General features: G+C 72.3%; 18 protein-coding genes and 1 pseudogene. 2 read left to right on the top strand and 17 right to left on the bottom strand.

Features of this window, described 5'->3' with window-relative positions:
- Positions 1-454 precede the first annotated feature (454 nt).
- The 15 genes and pseudogenes from tyrS to infC form a co-directional block, all read right to left on the bottom strand.
- Positions 455-1,768, bottom strand: coding sequence for a tyrosine--tRNA ligase (tyrS, locus tag PIJ49_RS05795; RefSeq protein ID WP_209685498.1), 1,314 nt, complete (start codon positions 1,766-1,768; stop codon positions 455-457).
- 50 nt (positions 1,769-1,818) lie between these two features.
- Complete coding sequence (locus PIJ49_RS05800) at positions 1,819-2,514, bottom strand: DNA-3-methyladenine glycosylase (protein WP_271826070.1); 696 nt, start codon at positions 2,512-2,514, stop codon at positions 1,819-1,821.
- Positions 2,511-3,959 carry an argininosuccinate lyase gene (gene argH / locus PIJ49_RS05805; RefSeq protein ID WP_271826071.1) on the bottom strand — a complete coding sequence of 483 codons (1,449 nt, stop codon included), beginning with the start codon at positions 3,957-3,959 and terminating at the stop codon, positions 2,511-2,513. Before argH ends, PIJ49_RS05800 begins: the two co-directional genes overlap by 4 nt.
- Before the next feature lie 111 nt (positions 3,960-4,070).
- Complete coding sequence (locus PIJ49_RS05810) at positions 4,071-5,174, bottom strand: argininosuccinate synthase domain-containing protein (protein ID WP_251155765.1); 1,104 nt, start codon at positions 5,172-5,174, stop codon at positions 4,071-4,073.
- Between the two features lie 20 nt (positions 5,175-5,194).
- On the bottom strand, positions 5,195-6,139 hold the full coding sequence (argF, locus tag PIJ49_RS05815; protein ID WP_251160882.1) for an ornithine carbamoyltransferase: 945 nt from the start codon (positions 6,137-6,139) through the stop codon (positions 5,195-5,197).
- Positions 6,136-7,359 (bottom strand): acetylornithine transaminase, encoded by a 1,224-nt coding sequence (locus PIJ49_RS05820; RefSeq protein WP_066656412.1) that lies wholly within the window; start codon positions 7,357-7,359, stop codon positions 6,136-6,138. The genes argF and PIJ49_RS05820 overlap by 4 nt, the downstream gene beginning before the upstream one ends.
- A gap of 158 nt (positions 7,360-7,517) precedes the next feature.
- Positions 7,518-8,420: pseudogene (argB, locus tag PIJ49_RS05825) on the bottom strand (acetylglutamate kinase); the annotation flags it as partial.
- Positions 8,420-9,619, bottom strand: coding sequence for a bifunctional glutamate N-acetyltransferase/amino-acid acetyltransferase ArgJ (gene argJ, locus PIJ49_RS05830; RefSeq protein WP_251155764.1), 1,200 nt, complete (start codon positions 9,617-9,619; stop codon positions 8,420-8,422). The gene argJ and the pseudogene argB, both read right to left, overlap by 1 nt.
- Positions 9,616-10,713 carry an N-acetyl-gamma-glutamyl-phosphate reductase gene (locus tag PIJ49_RS05835; protein WP_271826072.1) on the bottom strand — a complete coding sequence of 366 codons (1,098 nt, stop codon included), beginning with the start codon at positions 10,711-10,713 and terminating at the stop codon, positions 9,616-9,618. The genes argJ and PIJ49_RS05835 overlap by 4 nt, the downstream gene beginning before the upstream one ends.
- A gap of 74 nt (positions 10,714-10,787) precedes the next feature.
- Complete coding sequence (pheT, locus tag PIJ49_RS05840) at positions 10,788-13,280, bottom strand: phenylalanine--tRNA ligase subunit beta (RefSeq protein ID WP_271826073.1); 2,493 nt, start codon at positions 13,278-13,280, stop codon at positions 10,788-10,790.
- Positions 13,280-14,320, bottom strand: a complete 1,041-nt coding sequence (gene pheS / locus PIJ49_RS05845; protein WP_066658706.1) for a phenylalanine--tRNA ligase subunit alpha — start codon at positions 14,318-14,320, stop codon at positions 13,280-13,282. Before pheS ends, pheT begins: the two co-directional genes overlap by 1 nt.
- A 71-nt stretch (positions 14,321-14,391) precedes the next feature.
- A complete protein-coding gene (locus PIJ49_RS05850; RefSeq protein WP_066656424.1) occupies positions 14,392-15,255 on the bottom strand; it encodes a TrmH family RNA methyltransferase in 864 nt (287 codons plus the stop codon).
- Between the two features lie 70 nt (positions 15,256-15,325).
- Entirely contained in the window at positions 15,326-15,709 is a 384-nt protein-coding gene (rplT, locus tag PIJ49_RS05855; RefSeq protein ID WP_066656427.1) for a 50S ribosomal protein L20, read from the bottom strand.
- A gap of 27 nt (positions 15,710-15,736) precedes the next feature.
- Entirely contained in the window at positions 15,737-15,931 is a 195-nt protein-coding gene (gene rpmI / locus PIJ49_RS05860) for a 50S ribosomal protein L35 (protein ID WP_022903519.1), read from the bottom strand.
- Between the two features lie 62 nt (positions 15,932-15,993).
- Positions 15,994-16,653 (bottom strand): translation initiation factor IF-3, encoded by a 660-nt coding sequence (gene infC / locus PIJ49_RS05865; protein ID WP_271826074.1) that lies wholly within the window; start codon positions 16,651-16,653, stop codon positions 15,994-15,996.
- A 387-nt stretch (positions 16,654-17,040) separates the two neighbouring features.
- Here infC and PIJ49_RS05870 point away from each other — a divergent pair, with 387 nt between their 5' ends.
- Positions 17,041-17,343 (top strand): DUF1844 domain-containing protein, encoded by a 303-nt coding sequence (locus PIJ49_RS05870; RefSeq protein ID WP_066658711.1) that lies wholly within the window; start codon positions 17,041-17,043, stop codon positions 17,341-17,343.
- A 98-nt stretch (positions 17,344-17,441) separates the two neighbouring features.
- Here the strand turns inward: PIJ49_RS05870 and PIJ49_RS05875 are convergent, their stop codons facing one another.
- Positions 17,442-18,710, bottom strand: coding sequence for a phosphotransferase (locus PIJ49_RS05875; RefSeq protein ID WP_271826075.1), 1,269 nt, complete (start codon positions 18,708-18,710; stop codon positions 17,442-17,444).
- A 117-nt stretch (positions 18,711-18,827) separates the two neighbouring features.
- Here PIJ49_RS05875 and PIJ49_RS05880 point away from each other — a divergent pair, with 117 nt between their 5' ends.
- Entirely contained in the window at positions 18,828-20,678 is a 1,851-nt protein-coding gene (locus tag PIJ49_RS05880) for a glycoside hydrolase family 2 protein (protein ID WP_271826076.1), read from the top strand.
- A 109-nt stretch (positions 20,679-20,787) separates the two neighbouring features.
- Here the strand turns inward: PIJ49_RS05880 and PIJ49_RS05885 are convergent, their stop codons facing one another.
- Positions 20,788-21,639 (bottom strand): alpha/beta fold hydrolase, encoded by an 852-nt coding sequence (locus tag PIJ49_RS05885; protein ID WP_271826077.1) that lies wholly within the window; start codon positions 21,637-21,639, stop codon positions 20,788-20,790.
- Between the last annotated feature and the right edge of the window lie 88 nt (positions 21,640-21,727).

Genomic DNA, 21,727 nt, shown 5'->3' on the forward strand with positions numbered 1-21,727 from the left:
TCGCACGGGGTCAAAATAATTGGCATTGACAATGTGCACGCTGTTGAGTTCTCAAGGACCAGACGCACCCCCCACTCGACTCCACGAAGGAGCTCCGCCAGAGGGGCATTGTGTTCTTGGTACCACCGGCATCGCGTCGGACCGAGGTCCTGTGGCTCATCCCGAGGGAGAGGGCCGGTGGAGTAGTCATCCTAAGCGTCGAAGCGATCGAGCACAAGGCTTGATCTGAACTTCGGTGGAGGATGGTCCCGCTTGAGGCCGGCAGGCTCTGGGCTCTCGCTCCAGCCGCTCCGCCGCACCTTTGGGGTGACGAGTAAGAACTCTACGCAGCGCTGGGCGGGAGCGCCAACCGCGCCCCACTCCCGGGCGTGTCGCACTGTGCAACTCCTCCGGACGCAGCGGTGCCCGGTCTCCGTCGGGAGACCGGGCACCGGGTGCACCGAGGGTGGATCGATCAGCCGAGCGTGACGCCCGCCAGGGTCTTCTTGCCGCGTCGGAGCACCACGACTCCGCCGGGCAGCGCGAGGCTCGCGAGCTGCGCGGTCGCGTCGTCGGCGCGGACGTTGTTCACGTACACGCCTCCCTGGTCGACCGCCCGGCGCGCTTCGCCGAGCGACTTCACGAGTCCGGTGTCGACGAGGGCGCGAGCGACGTCGGCCTCGCCCGGCAGCGACACCGTGCCGGGGAGCTCGGCGACCGCGGCACGCAGCGTCGCCTCGTCGAGCGCGGCCAGGTCGCCGTTGCCGAACAGCGCCGCCGAGGCGTCGATCGTCGCCCGGGTCGCCGCCGCTCCGTGCACCAGCGACGTGACCTCGAACGCCAGGGTCCGCTGGGCCTCGCGCCGGAACGGCTCGTCGGCGACCGCCTGCTCGAGTCGACCGATCTCCGCACGATCGAGGAACGTGAACTCGCGCAGCCGGGCGACCACGTCGGCGTCCGCCGTGTTGAGCCAGAACTGGTAGAAGGCGTACGGCGAGGTCATCTCGGCGTCGAGCCAGATCGCGTTGCCCTCGCTCTTGCCGAACTTCGTGCCGTCCGAGTTCGTGATGAGCGGGGTGCCGAGCGCGTGCACGGACACCCCCTCGGTGCGACGGATCAGGTCGGTGCCGGAGGTCAGGTTGCCCCATTGGTCCGAACCGCCGGTCTGCAGCGTGCAGCCGTACTGCCGGTAGAGCTCGCGGTAGTCCAGTCCCTGCAGGATCTGGTAGCTGAACTCGGTGTAGCTGATGCCCGCGTCGGAGTTCAGGCGTGCGGCGACGGCGTCCTTCTTCAGCATGGCGTTCACGCGGAAGTACTTGCCGATGTCGCGCAGGAAGTCGATCGCGGACAGCGGTGCCGTCCAGTCGAGGTTGTTGACGAGCCGCACGCCGTTCTCGCCGTCGGGGCTGAGGAACCGGGACACCTGCGCCTGCAGTCGGCTCACCCACTCGGCGACCGTCTCCGGGGTGTTCAGCGTGCGTTCCGCGGTGGGACGCGGGTCGCCGATCAGGCCGGTCGACCCACCGACGAGCGCCAGCGGCCGGTGCCCGGCGAGCTGCAGCCGGCGCATGGTGAGCAGCTGCAGCAGGTTGCCGCAGTGCAGCGAGGGTGCGGTCGGGTCGAAACCGCAGTAGTACGTGACGGTCCCGCCGTCGAGGGCCTCCTGGAGTGCCGTCTCGTCGGTGGAGACGTGCACCAGACCGCGCCAGCGCAGTTCGTCCCACACCGAGGCGAAGGTGGGGTCGTTCTGCTGGCGTGTCAGGACATCGGGATCGGTTGCGCTGGACACCCGACCATCGTAGCCACCGGGCGACGGCCGGGAGGATCGGCGCGGCCCCGTCAGTCGACCGCGCGCCGGTGCCGTCGGTACGGCGACACCGTCGGCTCACCGGTGCGCCAGGAGCGCCACGGGAAGGACGCGCCGCCGGCGACACCGGCGACGCCGGTGCGCGGTCCGCGCGAGATCCGCCGGACCGGAGCCGTCCCCGCGGGGCCGGCCACCGTCTCGGCGAGCAGCTCCGCGACCACGTCCGCCGGGTCGGCGGAGGCGAGCCGCGCCTCCAGACCGGGTGCGAGCACGAGCCGGAACGGTCCCGAGCCGTCGAGGAGCGACGTGCCGTCGTCCTCGCCGAGCACGGCACCGAGAGCCTGCCCGAGGTTGCCCGGACCGCGGGCCAGGGCGACGTCGGCGACCGACGGACCGCGGCGAGCCCGGGCGACCTCGATGCCGTCGACGACCTCGGCGGCGCGCAGGAGCGAGCCGGACGACGTGCCCTCCGGGCCGCTCACCACGTTCACGCAGGTGTGGATGCCGTACGAGCGGTACGCGTAGAGCGTGCCCGGCGGCCCGAAGAGGTGCCGGTTGCGCGGTGTCGGGCCGCGATGGCCGTGCGACCCTGGGTCGGTCGGGCCCCAGTAGGCCTCGACCTCGGTGATGCGCAGTGTCACACCACGCCCGGTGATCGTCGCGCCGAGCAGCGCCGGCGCGCACACCGGAGCCGGCTCGGCCAGGAGCGCGAGGAGCGCGTCGCTCATCGGGTGAAGGGCGCGCCCTCGGTCAGGTCGTGGACGCGACGGGTCAGGGCGGCGAGCTGCTCGGCGACGCGCTCCGGCGCCGTCCCGCCGACACCGGCGCGCGACGCGACGCTGCCCTCGATGGTCAGGACGCCGCGCACCTCGGGCGTGAGGTGCTCGGACACGGCGCGGTACTCGTCGTCGCCGGGCTCGTCGAGCTCGATCCCGCGCTCCTCGCAGTACCGGACCAGCGCCCCCGAGATCTCGTGCGCGTCGCGGAAGGGCACGCCCTGCCGGACCAGCCACTCCGCGACGTCGGTCGCGAGCGAGAAGCCCTGCGGCGCGAGCTCGGCCATCCGCTCCGTGTCGAAGGCGAGCGTCGCGACCATGCCGGTGAAGGCCGGCAGCAGCACCTCGAGCTGGGCGACCGAGTCGAAGACCGGCTCCTTGTCCTCCTGCAGGTCGCGGTTGTACGCGAGCGGCAGGCCCTTCAGGGTCGTGAGGAGGCCGGTGAGGTTGCCGACGAGCCGACCCGACTTGCCGCGCGCGAGCTCGGCGATGTCGGGGTTCTTCTTCTGCGGCATGATGCTCGACCCGGTCGAGAAGGCATCGTGCAGCCGGACGAAACCGAACTCCTTGGTGTTCCAGAGGATGATCTCCTCGGCCAGACGGGACACGTCGATGCCCACCTGTGCGAGGACGAACGCGAACTCGGCGACGACGTCGCGGGCGGCCGTGGCGTCGATCGAGTTGTCGGCGGGGCGGGCGAAGCCGAGTTCGTGCGCGATCGCCGTCGGGTCGAGACCGAGCGAGCTGCCCGCGAGGGCGCCGGCCCCGTACGGGCTGACACTCGCACGGTCGGCCCAGTCGCGGAGCCGCTCGAGATCCCGGACGAGCGGCCACGCGTGCGCGAGCAGGTGGTGGGCGAGGAGCACCGGCTGGGCGTGCTGCAGGTGCGTGCGGCCGGGCATGATCGCCGCCGGGTGCTCGCTCGCCTGCTGCGAGATCGCGTCGACGAGGTCGATGACGAGGCGCCCGATCCGCCGGCCGTGGTCGAGCATGTGCATGCGGCCCAGGGTCGCGATCTGGTCGTTGCGGCTCCGGCCGGCGCGGAGCTTGCCGCCGAGTTCCGGGCCGAGGTCGGCGATGAGCAGGCGCTCGAGGGCACCGTGGACGTCCTCGTCGCCGTCGTCCGGCTGCAGGGAACCGTCGGCGTGGGCGGTCTCGAGGCGGTCGAGGCCGGCGGTCATGCGCTCGAGCTCGTCCTCGGTCAGGTAGCCGGCGGTGTGCAGGGCACGGGCGTGGGCGCGGGACCCGGCGATGTCGTAGGGGGCCAGCTGCCAGTCGAAGTGCGTCGACCGGGACAGCGCGGCGAGTTCGGCGCTGGGGCCGTCGGCGAAGCGGCCACCCCAGAGGGCGCCCGTGTTCGTGGCGTCGGTCTTGCTCGGCTGCGTCGCGTCGGTCATGTCGTCCTGCCTGGGGGTACGGGTCGGTCGTGCTCGGTTCGTGGGCGGTGCTTCGGGGGGTGGTACTGCGTGGTGCTGGTGGGGGCGGTGCTGCGTGGTGCCGGTGGGGCGTCAGTTCGCGCGGTCGCGCCGCGTGGCCGTCCGCGTCGGTCGGGCCCGGGCGCTCGCGAACGACACGCTCCCGGTGGCCGGTGCCCCGGCCAGCTCGAAGTCGAAGAGGCTCTGCTCCGACCGGCGCCCGGTGACACTCGCGACCCCGCCGTGCAACCGGAGCCGGACGTCACCGGAGACGTGCCGCTGCGTCTCCTCGATGAAGGCGTCGAGCGCGCGGCGGAGTCCGCTCGCCCAGCGACCCTCGTCGACCAGCTCCGCCCACTCGCGGTCCACGCCCTGCTTGCAGCGCAGGACCTCGCGTTCGAGGGTGATCCGTTCGAGGTCCTGGTGCGCGGCCACGAGCGCCGTCGCACCCGGTGTCTCCGCCACACGTCGGGCCTTGCGGCCGTCGAGCAGGTCGACGACCAGGTCGTGCCGACCGACCCCGTGGCGGCCGGCGAGGGCGTCGAGCTCGCGCAGCAGCCGGAGGACCGGGAAGCGCTGCCCGTCGAGGGCGACCGGGACGCCGTGCTCGAAGGTCACGGTGACCTCGTCGGGCTCGGTGTCCGGCTGGGCGGAGACGTCCGCCGTGCGCGCCCAGTCCGCAGGGTCGACCGCGGCCCACGGGTCCTCGAGGTCCGGCTCGGTGACGAGACGGCCCCACACGTCGTGCTCGGTACCGCCGGCCGGCACGACGGCCGTCGGCACCGGGAGGACCCGGAGGTCGGGGTCGTGCCCGGCGATCGTGGTCGTGAGGGCGACCTCGTCCGGGGCGCTCGTGAGGTGCGCGACGGCGACCGCGCCGAGCTGCCGGGCCGTGCGGACCAGGTGGTCGGCGACGATCGGCAGCCGCAGCGCCGGGACGAGCGGGCGACCCGGGCCGCCGGCGTTCGCCCGGACCGCCGCGACGACGTACCGGTCGGCGTACTCGGTCTTCGCGTCGACCACCACGGCGTCCACCGCACCGGCGGCCCGCATCCGGTCCCGCACGGCGTCGACCTCGCGGGACCGACCGCCGAGGTCGACCACCAGGGCCAGGACCTCGTGGTCGACGGCGAAGTGCTCGACGGCTGCCGCCGGGTCCACCCCGGCGGAGCAGGCGACGACGATGCGATCGGTCACGGGACTCCAGTCGAGCGGGGTCAGGCGGCCGGGCTGCCGGTCGCGTTCGCGGCCAGGAGCCAGGCGAGCAGGGCCTTCTGCGCGTGCAGCCGGTTCTCCGCCTCGTCCCAGATGATGCTGCGCGGCCCGTCGATGACCTCGGCGGTCACCTCGAACCCGCGGTCCGCCGGCAGGCAGTGCAGGAACACGGCGTCGTCGGCGGCGTGCCCCATCAGCTCGTCGTCCACCCGGTACCCCGCGAAGGTGTCGAGTCGGGACTGCTTCTCGTCCTCCTTGCCCATCGACACCCACGTGTCGGTGACCACGACGTCGGCGCCGGCGACCGCCGCCACCGGGTCGGTGACGACCAGGACGGAGCCACCGGTCTCGGCCGCACGACGCTCGGCGTCGGCGACGACCGCGGCGTCCGGGCTGAACGCCGCCGGAGCGGCGACGCGGACGTGCATGCCCGCGGTCGCCCCCGCGAGCAGGTACGACTGCGCCATGTTGCTCGCGCCGTCGCCGATGAACGCGACGGTCTGCCCGGCGAGGGTGCCGCGGTGCTCGCGGATCGTGAGCAGGTCGGCGAGGAGCTGGCACGGGTGGAAGTCGTCCGACAGGGCGTTGACGACCGGGACGCGGGTGCCCGCCGCCATCTCCTCGAGTCCGGACTGGGCGTAGGTGCGCCAGACGATCGCCGACACCATGCGCTCGAGCACGCGGGCGGTGTCCGACGGGGTCTCCTTGCCGCCGAGCTGGCTGTTCGCCGTCGTGATCACGAGCGGGCTGCCGCCGAGGTCGGAGATCCCGACGTGGAAGGACACCCGGGTGCGGGTGGACGACTTGTCGAAGATCACCGCGACGGTCTGCGGCCCGGCGAGGGGCTTCTCGCCCCAGCGGTCACCCTTCATCTGGGCGGCGAGGTCGAGGATCGCGGACTGCTCGGCCTGGGTCAGGTCGTCGTCACGGAGGAAGTGGCGGGTCATGCGGAGGTCTCCTGCTCGGCGGCGACGGCCGCGAGGCTCTGGCCGAGGATCGACACGAACTCGTCGATCTCGGCGTCGGACACGATGAGCGGCGGCGCGATGCGCAGGCTCGACTCGTTCGGGGCGTTGATGATGAGGCCGCGCTCGAGGGCGGCGGCGTTGACGGCGGGGCCGACGGGCGCGGTCAGGCCGACGCCGACGAGCAGGCCCGTGCCCCGGACCTCCTGCACCAGCGGCGAACCGAGGGCCGCGATGCCGGCACGGATGCGCTCGCCCTTGGTGACCGCGCCGGCCACCAGGTCGGCGCGCTCGATCTCCTCGAGCACCGCGTTCGCGACGCGGGTGCCGAGCGGGTTGCCGCCGAAGGTCGAGCCGTGCTGGCCGGCCGAGAACAGCTCGGACGCCCAGCCGAAGGTCACGAGGGCGCCGATCGGGAACCCACCGGCGATGCCCTTCGCGATCGTGACGGCGTCCGGCGTGAACCCGTGGCCCTGGAAGGTGAACCAGTTGCCGGTGCGGCCGACCCCGGTCTGGATCTCGTCGAGGATGAACAGCGCGCCGTGCTCCTCGGTCAGGCGACGCGCGGCCTGCAGGAAGCCCTCGGGCAGGTCGACCACGCCGGCCTCGCCCTTGATCGGCTCGAGGATGAGCGCGGCGACGGTGTCGTCGACGGCCGCCTCGAGCGCCTCGACCGTCGAGTCGATGTGCTCGACGCCGGCGATCATCGGCAGGAAGTCCTCCTGCAGCGCGGGCTTGCCGGTGAGCGCGAGCGCACCCATCGTCCGGCCGTGGAAGCCCTGCTTCAGCGCGAGGATCCGGGTCTTGCGACCGTCCGCACCCTTGTTCAGCCGCGCGAGCTTGAACGCGGCCTCGTTCGCCTCGGCACCGGAGTTGCCGAAGTACACGCGGCCGGCGTCCCCCGCACCGGTGATGCGCTTGAGGCGCTCGGCGAGCTCGAGCTGCGGCGGCGTCGCGAAGTAGTTCGAGACGTGCACGAGCTTCGCCGCCTGGTCGGCGACGGCCTCGACGAGGGCCGGGTGGGCGTGGCCGAGGGAGTTCACCGCGATGCCGGCCAGGAAGTCGAGGTACTCGTTGCCGTCGACGTCCCACACGCGGCAGCCCTGACCGTGGTCGAGCATGATCTTCGGCGGGGTCAGGGATCGCATGAGCGACGCCCCGAACCGGTCGTTCCAGGTCTGGGTGTGCGTCTCGGTGCTCACTGCTCGTTCCCCTTCTGCGTCGTGGCGGTGTCGGTGACGGTGGTGTCGGTGACGGCGGCGTCGGTCGCCGCGTGTCGGCCCGGGTCCGCCGCGGACTCGGGCACCCGTCGGCCGACCTCGGCGTGGGTGTTCTGGTTCTCGGTGCGACGGCTCGGGTCCGGGATCACCTCGGTGCCCGCACCGCGCAGGGTGAAGACCTCGAGCAGGATCGAGTGCGGGATCCGCCCGTCGATGATCGTCGCGCCGCCGACCCCGCCGACCACGGCGTCGAGGCACGCGGTCATCTTCGGGATCATCCCCGACTCGAGGCTCGGCAGCAGCGCCCGGAGCTCGTCGACCGCGATCAGGTCGATGATCGAGTCGCGGTCCGGCCAGTTGCGGTAGAGGCCGGGGACGTCCGTCAGCATCATGAGCTTGGCGGCACCGAGCGCGATGGCCAGCGCACCGGCCGCGGCATCGGCGTTGACGTTCAGCGCCTGGTCCGGGTGGGCGTCGTCGATCGCGATGCTCGACACGATCGGGATGCGTCCGGCCTCGATCGCCGCGAGGACGCCGGACGGGTCGACGTGCGTGATGTCGCCGACGTGGCCGAGGTCGAAGTACTCGCCGTCGACGACGACCCCCTTCTTCTCACCGGTGAACAGCGAGCCGCCGTCGCCGGAGACGCCGACGGCCAGACCGTCACCGTGCTCGTTGACGAGGTCGACGATCTCGCGGTTGACCTCGCCGGCGAGCACGTCGCGGACGACCGTGATCGCCTCGGTCGTCGTCACGCGGTAGCCACCGCGGAACTCGGACGCGATGCCCTGTTCCTTCAGCGCCGCCGAGATCTGCGGCCCACCGCCGTGCACCACGACCGGGTGGAGTCCCGCGTAGCGCAGGTAGACCATGTCCTCGGCGAACGCCCGCTTCAGGTCGTCGTTCACCATGGCGTTGCCGCCGAACTTCACGACGACGGTCTTGCCCGAGAACCGCTTCAGCCACGGCAGGGACTCGATGAGCGTCGCGGCCTTGACGGCGGCGAGCTCGTGCTCTTCTTCCTTGGTCAGGTCGTCGCTCATCAGCTGGAGTACGCGCTGTTCTCGTGGACGTAGTCGTGCGTCAGGTCGTTCGTCAGGATCGTCGCCGCGTGCACGCCGACCCCGAGCTCGATCAGGACGTGGGTGTCGCGCGGCGTCAGGTCGACCTCGTCGATCGGCCGGTCCGGGGCGCCGGCGTGGCAGACGCGGACGCCGTTCATGCTGACGTCGACCGCGTACGGGTCGAACTCGGCGTCGGTGGTCCCGATCGCCGCCAGCACGCGGCCCCAGTTCGGGTCGTTGCCGAAGACCGCGGCCTTGAACAGGTTGTTCCGGGCGACACTGCGCCCCACCGTGACGGCCTCGTCCTCGGACACCGCGCCGGTGACCTCGATCGTGATGTCGTGGCTCGCGCCCTCGGCGTCCTGCTGGAGCTGCCGGGCGAGGTCCGCGCACACCGCGGTCAGTGCCTCCTGGAAGTCGCCGACCTCGGGGGTCACCCCGCTCGCACCGGAGGACAGCAGCACGACGGTGTCGTTGGTCGACATGCAGCCGTCCGAGTCGACGCGGTCGAAGGTCACGCGGGTCGCCGCGCGGAGCGCCTGGTCGAGCTGCTCCGCGGTCTGCACGGCGTCGGTCGTGATGACGACGAGCATCGTCGCGAGCCCGGGGGCCAGCATGCCGGCGCCCTTGGCCATGCCGCCGACCGTCCAGCCGTCCTCGGTCACGACGGACTGCTTCGGCGTCGTGTCCGTGGTCATGATCGCGACCGCAGCGTCGGGGCCGCCGTCGGCCGCCAGCGCGGCGCTGGCCAGGTCGACACCGCGCAGCACGCCGTCACGGAACGTCTGGTCACCGCGGCCGATCAGGCCCGTCGAGCAGACGACGACGTCGCCTGCACCGATGCCGAGCGCGGCACCCACCGCCTCCGCCGTCATGTGCGTGGTCTGGAAGCCGAAGGGTCCGGTGAAGCAGTTCGCGCCGCCGGAGTTGAGCACCACGGCCCGGGCGACACCGTCGCCGACGACCTGGCGCGACCAGATCACCGGGTGCGCCTGGGCGCGGTTGCTGGTGAACACGGCGGCCGCGGTCGCGTCGGGGCCGTCGTTCACCACGAGGGCGACGTCGGGCTTCCCGCTCGTCTTGAGTCCGGCGGTGACGCCGGCCGCGCGGAAGCCCGCAGCGGCGGTCACGCCCTGGAGGCCCGTGTCGGGCTGGTCCGTCGAGGTCTCGTCGGTCACGGTGCGACTCCGTCCACGCTGAGGCCGAGGGTCTCGGGGAAGCCCAGGGCGATGTTGGCCGACTGCACGGCCGCGCCGGCGGTGCCCTTGGCCAGGTTGTCGAGGGCGCTCACGGCGACCACCCGGCCCGCGGCCTCGTCCACGGCGATGCCGACGAGCGCGGTGTTCGCGCCGACGGTGTCCGCGGTGCGGGGGAACTCGCCCTCCGGGAGCAGGTGCACGAAGGGCTCGTCGGCGTAGGCCTGTTCCCAGGCGATCCGGACGTCGCGCGCGCTGACCCCGGGCGAGAGCCTGGCGGTCGTCGTCGCGAGGATGCCGCGCGACATCGGCACGAGCACGGGCGTGAACGAGATCCGGACGTCACCGGCCCCCGCTGCCACGAGGTTCTGCTGGATCTCCGGGATGTGCCGGTGGGTGCCGCCGACCGCGTAGGCGCTCGCGGAGCCCATGATCTCCGAGGCGAGGTAGGTCGTCGCGAGCTTCTTGCCGGCTCCGCTCGGCCCGACGCTCAGCACCGCGACGAGGTCGTCCGTCTCGACGAGCCCGGCCTGGACACCCGGCTGGATCCCGAGCGTCACCGCCGTGACGTTGCAGCCCGGCACCGCGATCCGCTTCGTCGCCGCGAGCTCGGTGCGCTGCCGCCCGAGGCCCGCGATGTCGTCGACGTCCCGCCACTCCTCCGCCGTCCCGGGCGCCGGCGCGGCGTGCAGCAGCTCCGGCAGGCCGTAGGTCCACGCGCCGTGGTGCTCGCCGCCGTAGAACGCGTCCCACGCAGCCAGGTCCGTGAGCCGGTGGTCCGCGCCGCAGTCGACGACGAGGGTGTCCTCGTCGAGCTCGGCGGTGATCGCCCCGGACTGCCCGTGCGGCAGCGCGAGGAACACCACGTCGTGTCCGCGCAGGGTCGCCGCCGTCGTCTCGACCAGCGTCAGGTGTGCCAGCGACCGCAGGTGCGGCTGCGTCGCGATGAGCGGCTGCCCCGCGTTCGAGAAGGCCGTCACCGTCCTGACGTCGAACTCTGGGTGGGCGGCGAGCACGCGCAGGAGCTCTCCGCCCGCGTAGCCGGAGGCTCCCGCCACGGCGACGGATACGGACATGGGTTCCACCTTTGGTCGGACTGGTCGTCGAGAGAGTCGGAGGCGGCGGCCCCGGGCGGTGCTGATCCGGTGGATCAGTCGCGCAGGGTCGCCCCGAATCGCTCGCCGGCACGTCGGACGGCGCCGTCACGGGCCTCGGAGGCCTCGGCAGCGGTCAGCGTGCGGTCCGTGGCGCGGAAGCGCAGCGCGAACGTCAGGGACTTCTGTCCCTCGTCCACGCCCGTGCCCCGGTAGTCGTCCACGAGCCGAGCATACTCCAGCAGCTCTCCGGCGCCAGAGCGGACGACCTCCAGCACGTCACCCGCCGGGACGTCGACCGCGACCACGAGGGAGAGGTCCTGCGTCGCCGCCGGGTAGGACACGATCGGCGCCACCGACACGAGCTCCGGTGCCGCGGCGACCAGGGCGTCGAGGTCGAGCTCGACGACGGCGACGACGCGCGGCAGCACCGCGGCCTCGGTGAGGACGGGCAGTAGCTCACCGGCGACACCGACGACGGTGTCACCGACGAGCAGCGCGGCCGCACGCCCCGGGTGCAGGGACGGGTGGCTCGTCTGTGCGACCCGGAGCTCCACACCGACCGCCCAGGCGACGGCCCGGGCGACGTCGAGCGCGTCCGCGATGCCGTAGGGCTCCGGCTGCACGCCGGGCTGCTTCACGACGCGGTTGCCGGTCAGCAACGCCGAGACGTGGAACGGCTGCGGCGGGAGCGACGCGTCGAGCACACCGAGGGTGTCGGGGTCGGGCCGCTCGGCGCCGGCGGGCACGGCGTCGGTGCCGAGCTGCACGTCCGTCGTCGGCAGGAACACGCGCGAGGTCTCGTACAGGGCGACGTCGACGAGGCCGCGGGACACGTTGCGGCGGGCGGCGTCGACGAGCGCGGGGAGCCCGCTGCGACGGAGCAGCGACTGCTCGCTGTCCAGCGCGTTCGCGAGCACGACGCTCGGACCACCGTCGCCGTCGATGCCCGGGTAGGCGTCCTGCGTGGTCTGCGAGACGAACGGCGCGGTGACGACCTCGACGAGGCCGTCCGCTGCGAGGGCGGCGGACACGCGCCGACGGGCCTGCTGGTGCCGGGTCAGACCGCGTCCGGGCGGGGCGATCGGCAGCACGCTCGGGATGCGGTCGTAGCCGACGATGCGGGCCACTTCCTCGACCAGGGTGGTGTCGTCGGTCAGGTCCGGTCGCCAGGACGGCGGCGTGACGACGAGCACCTCGCCGTCGACGTCCACCGTCGCACCGATGGCGCGCAGCGTGTCGATGACCTCGGCGTCGGTGTACTCGACACCGACGAGGTCGGCAGGCCGCGACGCCCGCATCGTGATCGTCGGGCGGGGCTCGGCGTCGACGAGCGTGGAGCCGAGGGTGTCCGCCGTGCCGCCCGCGAGCTCGACGAGGAGCTCGACGGCACGGTTCGCAGCGGCCTCGGCCACGAGCGGGTCGACCCCGCGTTCGAAGCGCTTCGAGGCCTCGCTCGGCAGCTTGTGCCGGCGGGCCGTCCGGGCGATCGAGACCTGGTCGAAGCCGGCGGCCTCGATCAGCACGTCGGTCGTCGTGTCCGAGATCTCGGTGCGTGCACCGCCCATCACGCCGGCGAGACCGACGGGGCCGTCGTCGTCGGTGATGACGAGGTCCTCGGGGTCGAGCGTGCGGGTCGTGTCGTCGAGGGTGACGAGGGTCTCCCCCACCGCCGCGCGACGCACGCCGAGGCCACCGCGGACCTTCGCCAGGTCGTAGCCGTGCAGGGGCTGGCCGAGCTCGAACATGACGTAGTTCGTGATGTCGACGGGCAGCGAGATCGAGCGGACGCCGGCCAGCGCCAGGCGGGAGACCATCCACGCCGGGGTCGTCCGGGTCGGGTCGATGCCACGGACGACGCGGGTGACGAAGGTGTGCGCACCGACACGACCGCGGACCGGGGCCTGGTCGTCGATCGTGACGCGGAACCCCTCGCCCGAGCGGGGCGTCACGCGCGCCGCCGGGTCGCGGAAGCCGGCACCGGTGGCGTGCGCGTACTCGCGGGCGACGCCGCGCATGCTCATCACGTACCCGCGGTCCGGCGTCACGTTGATCTCGACCGCGGCGTCGTCGAGGCCGAGCAGCGCGATCGCGTCGGCCCCGACCTCGGGGTCCATGCCGAGGTCGGCGAAGCGCAGGATGCCGTCGTGCTCGTCGCCGAGGCCGAGCTCACGGGCCGAGGCGATCATGCCGTCGGACACGTGGCCGTACGTCTTGCGCGCGGCGATCGGGAACGGCCCGGGCAGCACGGCGCCGGGCAGCGTCACGACGACGAGGTCGCCCACGTCGAAGTTGTGCGCACCGCAGACGATGCCGCGGGGCTCGGACTCGCCCACGTCGACCTGGCACCAGTTGATCGTCTTGCCGTTCTTCTGCGGCTCGGGCTCGCGCTCGAGCACGCGGCCGACGACGATCGGGCCGGTGAGGTCGTAGGTGTGGACGTCCTCTTCCTCGAAGCCCACCGACACGAGGGCCGCGTGGACGTGCTCGAGGGAGACGTCGTCGGGCAGGTCGACGGACTCGCCGAGCCAACGGAGTGGGACGCGCATCAGACCACCGTTCCGAACTGCTGCGAGAAGCGGATGTCGCCCTCGAGGAAGTCACGCATGTCGTTCAGGCCGTTGCGGAACTGCAGGGTCCGCTCGATGCCCATCCCGAACGCGAAGCCCTGGTACTCGTCCGGGTCGATGCCGGCCGCACGCAGGACGTTGGGGTTCACCATGCCGCAGCCGCCCCACTCGACCCACCGCGCGCCGCCCTTGGCGTTCGGCTGCCAGACGTCCATCTCGGCGCTGGGCTCGGTGAACGGGAAGTAGTTCGGACGCAGGCGGATCTGCGCCCCGGCGCCGAAGACCTGGCGCGCGAAGTGCTCGAGCGTGCCGCGGAGGTGCGCCATCGTCAGGCCCTTGTCGATCGCGATGCCCTCGACCTGGGTGAAGACCGGCAGGTGCGTGGCGTCGAGCTCGTCCGCGCGGTACACGCGTCCCGGGGCGATCACGTAGAGCGGCAGCTCCCGGGACAGCAGGGAGCGCACCTGCACCGGGGAGGTGTGCGTGCGCATGACCAGGTGCCGGTCGACCGGCTCGACGAAGATCGTGTCGGCCATCGCCCGTGCGGGGTGGTCCGGGTCGAAGTTCAGCGCGTCGAAGTTGAACCACTCGTGCTCGAGCTCGGGGCCCTCCGCCACCTCCCACCCCATGCCGACGAAGATGTCGGCGACGGTCTCGTTGAGGACCGAGAGCGGGTGGCGGGAGCCCGGCGCCCGACGGACCGGCAGTGCGGTGACGTCGACGCGCTCGGCCTCGAGCCGGGCGCGTTCCTCGGCCTCGGCGAGGACGGACTCCTGCTCGGCGACGGCGGCGTTGACCCGACCGCGCGCCTGGCCGACGAGCTTGCCGGCCTCGGCCTTCTGCTCCTTCGGCACACTGCGCATCGACGCGTTCATCCGCGCGAGCGTCGACTGCTCGCCCGTGTGCTCCGCCCTGGCCTGCTTCAGCTCGGCCACGGTCGTCGTCGCGCGGACCGCGGCGAGGGCCCGGTCGACCGCGTCGGCGACGGCCGCTTCGCTGATCTCGAGGTGTTCTGACACGAGGCCCAAGCCTACCGGCCCCCGGGATACCGCCGTCCTGCACTGGACGGACGGTGGAAGAGCAGGACGGGTCAGCGCGCTGTGGAGGAGGACGCCACCCGCTGCGCGAACGCCGACTCGTACAGGCAGACGGACGCGGCCGTCGCCAGGTTCATCGACTCGGCCCGACCGTAGATCGGGACCTTCACGGCCCGGTCGACGAGCGCCAGGTCCTCGGATGTGAGGCCCCGGGCCTCGTTGCCGAAGACCCACGCGGTCGGCCCGTCGAGCATGCCGTCGGCCCGGACGTCCGGCAGGTCGTCGCCGGAGACGTCGGCCGCGAGGACCGTGTACCCGAGGGCCTTCGCGCGTGTGACGGCGTCGGCGAGCGTCACGCCCACCGAGACCGGCACGTGGAACAGCGAGCCCGTGGTGGACCGCACCACCTTCGGGTTGTAGGGGTCGACCGAACGACCGGTCAGCACGACCGCGTCAGCGCCCGCCGCGTCGGCGGCGCGGATGATCGTGCCGGCGTTCCCCGGGTCCCGGACCTGCTCGAGGATCGCGACCAGCCCGGGCAGCGTGCCGTCCGTGGCGGACGCGCCCTGCGCCTCCAGGCCGGGTCCGGCGTCCGGGAAGACGTCCTTCACCGACGTCGGGAACTGCTGGCACACCGCGACGACCCCCTGCGGCGTGACGGTGTCCGCCATCGTGTCGAGCACCTGCTCGGTGACGAACCACGTGTCGACCGGTGCGTCGTCGAGCCCGTACCGTGCGGCGGCGGTCGGCGTCACGTAGAGCTCGCGGAGCAGCTCCGGGCGGTACTCGATCGCCTCGCGCACGGCCTGCGGGCCCTCGAGCAGGAAGAGTCCGGTGTCGGCACGGACGTCCTTCTTGGCGAGTGCCGCGACGGCCTTGACGCGTCCGGACTTCGGGTTCTCGAGGAGATCGCTCACGCGTCAAGTGTCGCAGCATGCACGAAGCCCCCGCTCCGTGGACGGATCGGGGCTTCGGGAGCTGGCGTGACTACGCGGCCTTGGGGGCCGAGGTGTCGGCCGGCAGGGCCTTCTTGGCGGTCTCGACGAGCGCCGCGAACGTCTCGGGGTTGTTCACCGCGAGGTCCGCGAGGATGCGACGGTCGACCTCGACGCCGGCCAGGGAGAGGCCCTGGATGAGGCGGTTGTAGGTCAGGCCGTTCGCACGCGACGCGGCGTTGATGCGCTGGATCCACAGGCGACGGAACTCGCCCTTCTTCGCGTGACGGTCACGGTACGCGTAGACGAGGGAGTGGGTGACCTGCTCCTTCGCCTTGCGGTACAGGCGCGAACGCTGGCCGCGGTAGCCCTCGGCGCGCTCGAGGATGACGCGACGCTTCTTGGCGGCGTTGACCGCTCTCTTGACACGTGCCATTGATCTGTTCCTTTACGTTCCGCCGGCTCAGTGGCCGAGAAGCTTCTTGACGTTCTTGGCGTCGGCCTTCGCGAGGACCTGGTCCTCGTTGAGGCGGGCCTTGCGCTTGGCGCTCTTGACCTCGAGGTTGTGACGCATACCGGCCTGCTGCTTCATGATCTTGCCGCTGCCGGTGACCTTGAAGCGCTTCTTCGACCCGGAGTGGGTCTTCTGCTTGGGCATCGTGGTGCCTTTCCGTGGGGTGGGTGGGGAGCCGCGTCGTCGCGGGGTGGTCCGGGGAGGACCTATTCGGCGGGAGCCTCGGCCGGCGCGGACTCGGTGGCCTCGTCGGCCTCCTTGCCCTTCGCCGCGTGCTCCGACGCACGACGCTCGGCCTTCTGCGCAGCACGCTTCGCGTTCTGCTCGCCCTTGACGTCGGACTTGTTCTTGAGGGGGGCGATGATCATCGTCATGTTGCGGCCGTCCTGGGTCGGACGCGACTCGACGACGCCGAACTCGGCGATCTCCTCGGCGAACTTCTGGAGGAGACGGACACCCTGCTCCGGACGCGACTGCTCGCGCCCACGGAAGAGGATCATCGCCTTCACCTTGTCGCCGCCGAGGAGGAAGCCCTCGGCGCGCTTGCGCTTGGTCTCGTAGTCGTGCACGTCGATCTTCAGGCGGAACCGGACCTCCTTGAGGTCGGTGTTCACCTGGTTGCGGCGCGCTTCCTCGGCCTTCTGCGCTGCCTCGTACTTGAACTTGCCGTAGTCCATGATCTTGGCCACGGGCGGCTTCGAGTTCGGGGCGACCTCGACCAGATCCAGTTCGGCTTCCTGCGCGAGACGCAGAGCCATGGCGATCGGGACAACGCCGACCTGCTCACCCTGGGGGCCGACGAGTCGGACCTCGGGAACGCGGATTCGGTCGTTGGTGCGGGGATCGGTGATGCGGAGCTCCTTCAATCAAGTGGTGGCCGTCCGGCGCTGCTGCGCTGGACGACGGCACGAGAGAGGAGATCTGACGCACGGATCGGAACCCGTTCGGCAGCCGCCCGACACCGGCCCCGCGGGGCTGGCCTGCCGGGACGCGGTGCGGTCTGACGATCGCACTGCTGACCCGACGGAGCGGTTGGGACCCGGTAGCCTGTGGTGCACGGCCGCGGGTGGGAGAGACTCCTCTTCTACGACGCCGTCCGGGGCTCGGTCCGACTCCTGTGGAGACGATCTGGGCACACGGGCAGCATCTGCCGCCGATGAGTCTAGCAGAGGAGCACCGTGCCCGACACCCCCGAGAACGACACCCCGCAGGTCACGCAGGACGAGACCGCAGCCGGCGGCGAGGCCCGCGACATCGCCGAGGTGCCCGCGGTCGAGCTCATCAACACCGTCGCCGTGCACCTGCTCAGCGCAGCCGCCGTGAAGGTGGGGCTCGCCGACGACCCGCAGGAGCAGACCGACCTCGACGAGGCGCGGAAGCTCATCACGGCCCTCGCCGGGCTCGTGACGGCGGCGGCCACCGAGATCGGCGACCACCACGCCCGTCCGCTCCGCGACGGACTGCGCTCGGTCCAGCTCGCGTTCCGCGAGGCGTCGAGCATCCCGGACGCGCCGGGCAAGGGGCCGGGCGAGAAGTACACGGGCCCCGTCAACTGACGACGACGGTCGTCGTCACCACGTGACGGACGGGAGGCGCGGTGTCGGCCGGCACCGCGCCTCCCGTCCGTCAGCGGGTCACGCCGGGGGTCGGAGGATCAGGCCGCGCCGTCCGCCGCCAGCCGCGCGACCGCAGCCAGCGGGATGCCGGCCCAGTCGGGCCGGTTCCGCGTCTCGTAGACCACCTCGTACACGGCCTTGTCGAGCTCGAACGCGTCGAGCAGTGCGCGGTGGTCGGTCAGGTCGTCACCGGTCCCCCGGCGGTACCCGTCGAGGAACGCCTGCCGTGCCGCCTGCGCCCAGGCACCCGCGTCGACGAACTCGGCGTCGTGCGCGAGCGCGCCGGCGACGTAGTCGAAGGACCGGAGCATCCCGGCGACGTCGCGGAGCGTCGAGTCGGGCAGCGACCGCTCGGCGAGCGGGCGGAGCGGCTCGCCCTCGAAGTCGAGGAACACCCACCCGCGGGGCTCGGGCGCGGCGAGCACCTGCCCGAGGTGCAGGTCACCGTGGATGCGCTGCAGGTCCGGCCAGTGCGACGCGGCGGCACGGTCGTACACGGCACGGATCGCGTCGACGTGGGGCTCGACGGTCGGGGCCTCGCGCACGGCGGCGTCGAGCCGGCCGCGCATCGTCGCTGCCGCAGCGTCCCGTCGTGCATCGTCGGCGGGCTCGGTCGGCAGGGCGGTGGCGAGCGTGCGGTGCACCTCGGCGAGCGCCTCGCCGAGCGCGGCGGCCTGCTCGTCCCACGGGGTGCCGGTCCTGGCGTCGCGGAGGGCCACGCGCCAGGCGTCCTCGAGGCCGGGCAGGAACTCCTGGGCGAACGCGAGGTGTCCGGTGGCCGTGCCGTCGGGACGGCCGGGGTCGGGCCAGCTCGCCTGCTGGGCGCCGTACACGGTCGGCACGCGGGAGCTGCCCGCGGCGGAGAGTGCGAGCTGCGTGGTGACGTCGGGGTTGTCACCATGGTGGAGCACCCGGAAGACCTTGGTGATGACCCGGTCGCCGGACGCGGTGTCGCAGATGACCGAGGTGTTCGACTGCTCGCCGGACAGCACCCGGGACGCGGTGACCTCGCCGATCGGCCGGAGGCTCGAGGGGTCGGCGTCGATGCGCGCCGCGAGCTGCTGCACCCAGACGGTGTCGGTGGTGGCGTCGACCGGGTCGACGGCTCCCCCGCCAGGGCCCGCGACGACCGGTACCTGGTAGAGGACGGGCCCGGTCGCGGCGTCGTCGAGGACCAACCGCGTGCCGTCGGTCTCGGCGATGGTGTTCAGCGCCGGGGTCCCACCCTTCGCGGCGTACCAGCGCTGGCGTGCGATCCAGCCCTCCAGCGTGCGGTCGTCGACGTGCTCGGGTGCCTCGGCGCTCATGCAGCGAACGGTACGCGCCGGTCCCGGGGCGCGCCCCGAGTCGTGGCGCACCGGTCGGCGCGCACCGGTTGGCGCGCGCCGCTTTACAACGATGTACGGAGCGACCAGCATGGCTGCATGACCTCGCTCGACGGCACCGTCGCCGCCCTCCTGCCCCAGCTCCCTCGCGCCTCCGACCAGGACGGCTCGTACCCCCGACCGCAGATGCTGCGCGGCGCGTGGGCCGACCTCGACGGGACGTGGTCGTTCCGGAACACGGGCGACGACCCGACCTGGCGCTCCGGGTTCCCGGACGCCCGGGACATCACGGTGCCGTTCCCACCCGAGTCGCCGGCATCGGGCATCGACGAGCCCGGGTTCCACCCCGTGGTCTGGTACGCCCGGACGATCACGCGCGCCGAGCTCGACGCCGCCGGGTACGGCGACGCGGCACCCCGGCTCCTGCTGCACTTCGGCGCCGTCGACCACCGCGCGCGGGTCTGGGTCGACGGGCAGTTCATCGGTGAGCACGAGGGCGGACACACCCCCTTCACGCTCGACGTGACCGAGGCGCTCGGCACCGAGCCGGACGTGACGCACACCCTGGTCGTCCGCGCCGAGGACGACCCCCACGACGTCACCCAGCCGCGCGGCAAGCAGGACTGGCACGAGCACCCGCACGCCATCTGGTACCGCCGCACGACCGGGATCTGGCAGACCGTCTGGCTCGAGGCCGTGCCGACCGCGTCGATCGGGGCCCTGCGCTGGACGAACGTCGACCACGCGACGGTGCGGCTGACCGTCCGGCTCGCCGGAGAGCGCCCCGCCGGCGCGCGGGTCCGCGTCGCGGCGCACTGGTCCGGGGGCGACGAGGACCTGGCGACCGTCGAGACGGTCCTGCCCGTGACCGCGCACGAGGTCGAGGTCGTCGTGCCCGTCGCCCGGCAGCAGAACGGTCAGGCCGAGGACGAGCTGGTGTGGTCCCCCGAGACCCCGCGCCTGGTCGACGCGGTCGTCACGCTGCTGCCGGCCGAGGGCGACGTGCCCCTGGACGCCGTGTCGTCGTACTTCGGCGTCCGCACCGTGGGCATCGACGGCGGCGCCTTCCTGCTGAACGGCCGCGCCTACGACGTCCGCAGTGTCCTCAACCAGGGCTACTGGCCGGAGTCGCACCTCGCAGCACCGTCACGGCAGGCCCTGCGCCGCGAGGTCGAGCTCATCAAGGAGCTCGGCTTCACCGCCGCGCGGAACCACCAGAAGATCGAGGACCCGCGGTTCCTGTACTGGGCGGACCGGCTGGGGCTGCTCGTCTGGGGCGAGGCACCCGGCGCGTACGCGTTCTCCCCGCTCGCCGTGCAGCGGCTCGTGCGGGAGTGGATGGACGCCGTCGAACGCGACGCCTCGCACCCGTCCATCGTCACCTGGGTGCCGGCGAACGAGAGCTGGGGCGTGCAGCACATCGCGACGGACCCGGCGCAGCAGGCATACGCCCGATCACTCGCCGACGTCACCCGGGCGCTCGACCCCACCCGGCCGGTGGTCTCGAACGACGGCTGGGAGCACACGAACTCCGACATCGTCACCGTGCACGACTACGAGGGCGACGGCCCCCGGCTCGCCGCGACCTACACCGACGACGCCGCACGGACGGCACTGCTCGGTGGGCGCGGGCCCGCTGATCGTCGGATCCTGGTGGGCGGCGCGACGGACCAGGGGCAGCCGGTCATGCTGACGGAGTTCGGCGGCGTGGACTTCCAGCCCGGGGCGAAGCGCGAGGACGGGTGGGGCTACACCTCGGCCGTCGACGGCGACGACTGGGTGGCGCGGATCACGGCGCTCTACGACGGGGTCCGGGCGAGCTCGTTCCTGGCCGGTTCGTGCTGGACGCAGCTGACGGACACGATGCAGGAGACGAACGGCCTGCTCAACGCCGACCGCACCGCGAAGGTCCCGATCGAGCGCATCCGCGCCGCGGTCACCGGGCGCTGACGCCGCGGTCGGCACCCCGCGACCCGCGGAACGCAACGTGGGCGGTCCTGCGCAGCGGTACACCGCTGCGAGGAACCGCCCACGTTGCGTTTTGCGGAAGGGGGAGGGGTCAGGACGCCAGGAAGCGCAGGACCGCCTCGTTCCACTCGTCCTTGTGCGAGGCGAGCACACCGTGCGGGCCACCCTCGATGACGTGCGTCTGCGCGTTCGGGATGGCCGCCGCGGTGCGCTGACCGGACGCCTCGAACGGCACGATCCCGTCCGAGTCGCCGTGGATGACGAGCGTCGGGACGTCGACCTTCGTCAGGTCGTCGCGGAAGTCCGTCGTCGCGAAGGCGACCGTGCAGTCGAGCGTGCCCTTCGGCGAGGCGAGCTCGGCGATCGCCAGGTCGTAGGCGCGCTGGTCCTCGCTGACGAGCGGCTTCTTGAGCAGGCCCGGCTCGCCGCCCGGCGTGTAGAACATGTCGACGAACTGGTGCAGGAACGCCGGACGGTCGCCCGTGATGCCGTTCGCGAACCAGTCGGCGAGGTCCTGGTCGACCGCGCCGTCCGGGTTGTCGTCCGACTTCCACAGGTACGGCGGCACCGCGCTGGCGAAGACGAGCTTCTTGATCTTCGCGGTGCCGTAGGTCGAGACGTAGCGCGCGAGCTCGCCGCCGCCCATCGAGAACCCGATGAGGGTGACGTTCGTCAGGTCGAGCTCGGTGATGAGCTTGTCGAGGTCCGCGGCGAACGTGTCGTAGTCGTAGCCGCCCCACGGCTGCGACGACTGCCCGAACCCGCGGCGGTCGTAGGCGATGACGCGGTGGCCGGCCTCGACGAGTGCCGGGACCTGGCCCTCCCACGAGCGGCCGGACAGCGGCCAGCCGTGGATCAGGACGACCGGGTCGCCCGCGCCGAGGTCGTCGTAGTGGAGCTCGATGTCGTGGCCGTTCTCGGCGCCGACGGTGACGAAGGGCATGCTTCCTCCTGTTGGTGGTTTCCAGGGAACGTGCTCGATGCAACGCCCGTCGCCCGGACGGATCCTGGAGGTGCGGTGACCGGACAAC

The sequence above is a fragment of the Curtobacterium uvaldense genome, assembly GCF_028307415.1.
In the GTDB taxonomy this organism is placed as follows: domain Bacteria; phylum Actinomycetota; class Actinomycetes; order Actinomycetales; family Microbacteriaceae; genus Curtobacterium.

What these genes read in the sequence shown, in the direction of transcription:
- PIJ49_RS05880 (WP_271826076.1), top strand. Translation starts at nt 18,828, where the DNA reads ATGACCTCGCTCGACGGCACCGTCGCCGCCCTCCTGCCCCAGCTCCCT.
- PIJ49_RS05875 (WP_271826075.1), bottom strand. Translation starts at nt 18,710, where the DNA reads ATGAGCGCCGAGGCACCCGAGCACGTCGACGACCGCACGCTGGAGGGC.
- pheT (WP_271826073.1), bottom strand. Translation starts at nt 13,280, where the DNA reads ATGCGCGTCCCACTCCGTTGGCTCGGCGAGTCCGTCGACCTGCCCGAC.
- argH (WP_271826071.1), bottom strand. Translation starts at nt 3,959, where the DNA reads ATGACCGACGCGACGCAGCCGAGCAAGACCGACGCCACGAACACGGGC.
- rplT (WP_066656427.1), bottom strand. Translation starts at nt 15,709, where the DNA reads ATGGCACGTGTCAAGAGAGCGGTCAACGCCGCCAAGAAGCGTCGCGTC.
- PIJ49_RS05885 (WP_271826077.1), bottom strand. Translation starts at nt 21,639, where the DNA reads ATGCCCTTCGTCACCGTCGGCGCCGAGAACGGCCACGACATCGAGCTC.
- PIJ49_RS05800 (WP_271826070.1), bottom strand. Translation starts at nt 2,514, where the DNA reads ATGAGCGACGCGCTCCTCGCGCTCCTGGCCGAGCCGGCTCCGGTGTGC.
- PIJ49_RS05835 (WP_271826072.1), bottom strand. Translation starts at nt 10,713, where the DNA reads ATGTCCGTATCCGTCGCCGTGGCGGGAGCCTCCGGCTACGCGGGCGGA.
- rpmI (WP_022903519.1), bottom strand. Translation starts at nt 15,931, where the DNA reads ATGCCCAAGCAGAAGACCCACTCCGGGTCGAAGAAGCGCTTCAAGGTC.
- argF (WP_251160882.1), bottom strand. Translation starts at nt 6,139, where the DNA reads ATGACCCGCCACTTCCTCCGTGACGACGACCTGACCCAGGCCGAGCAG.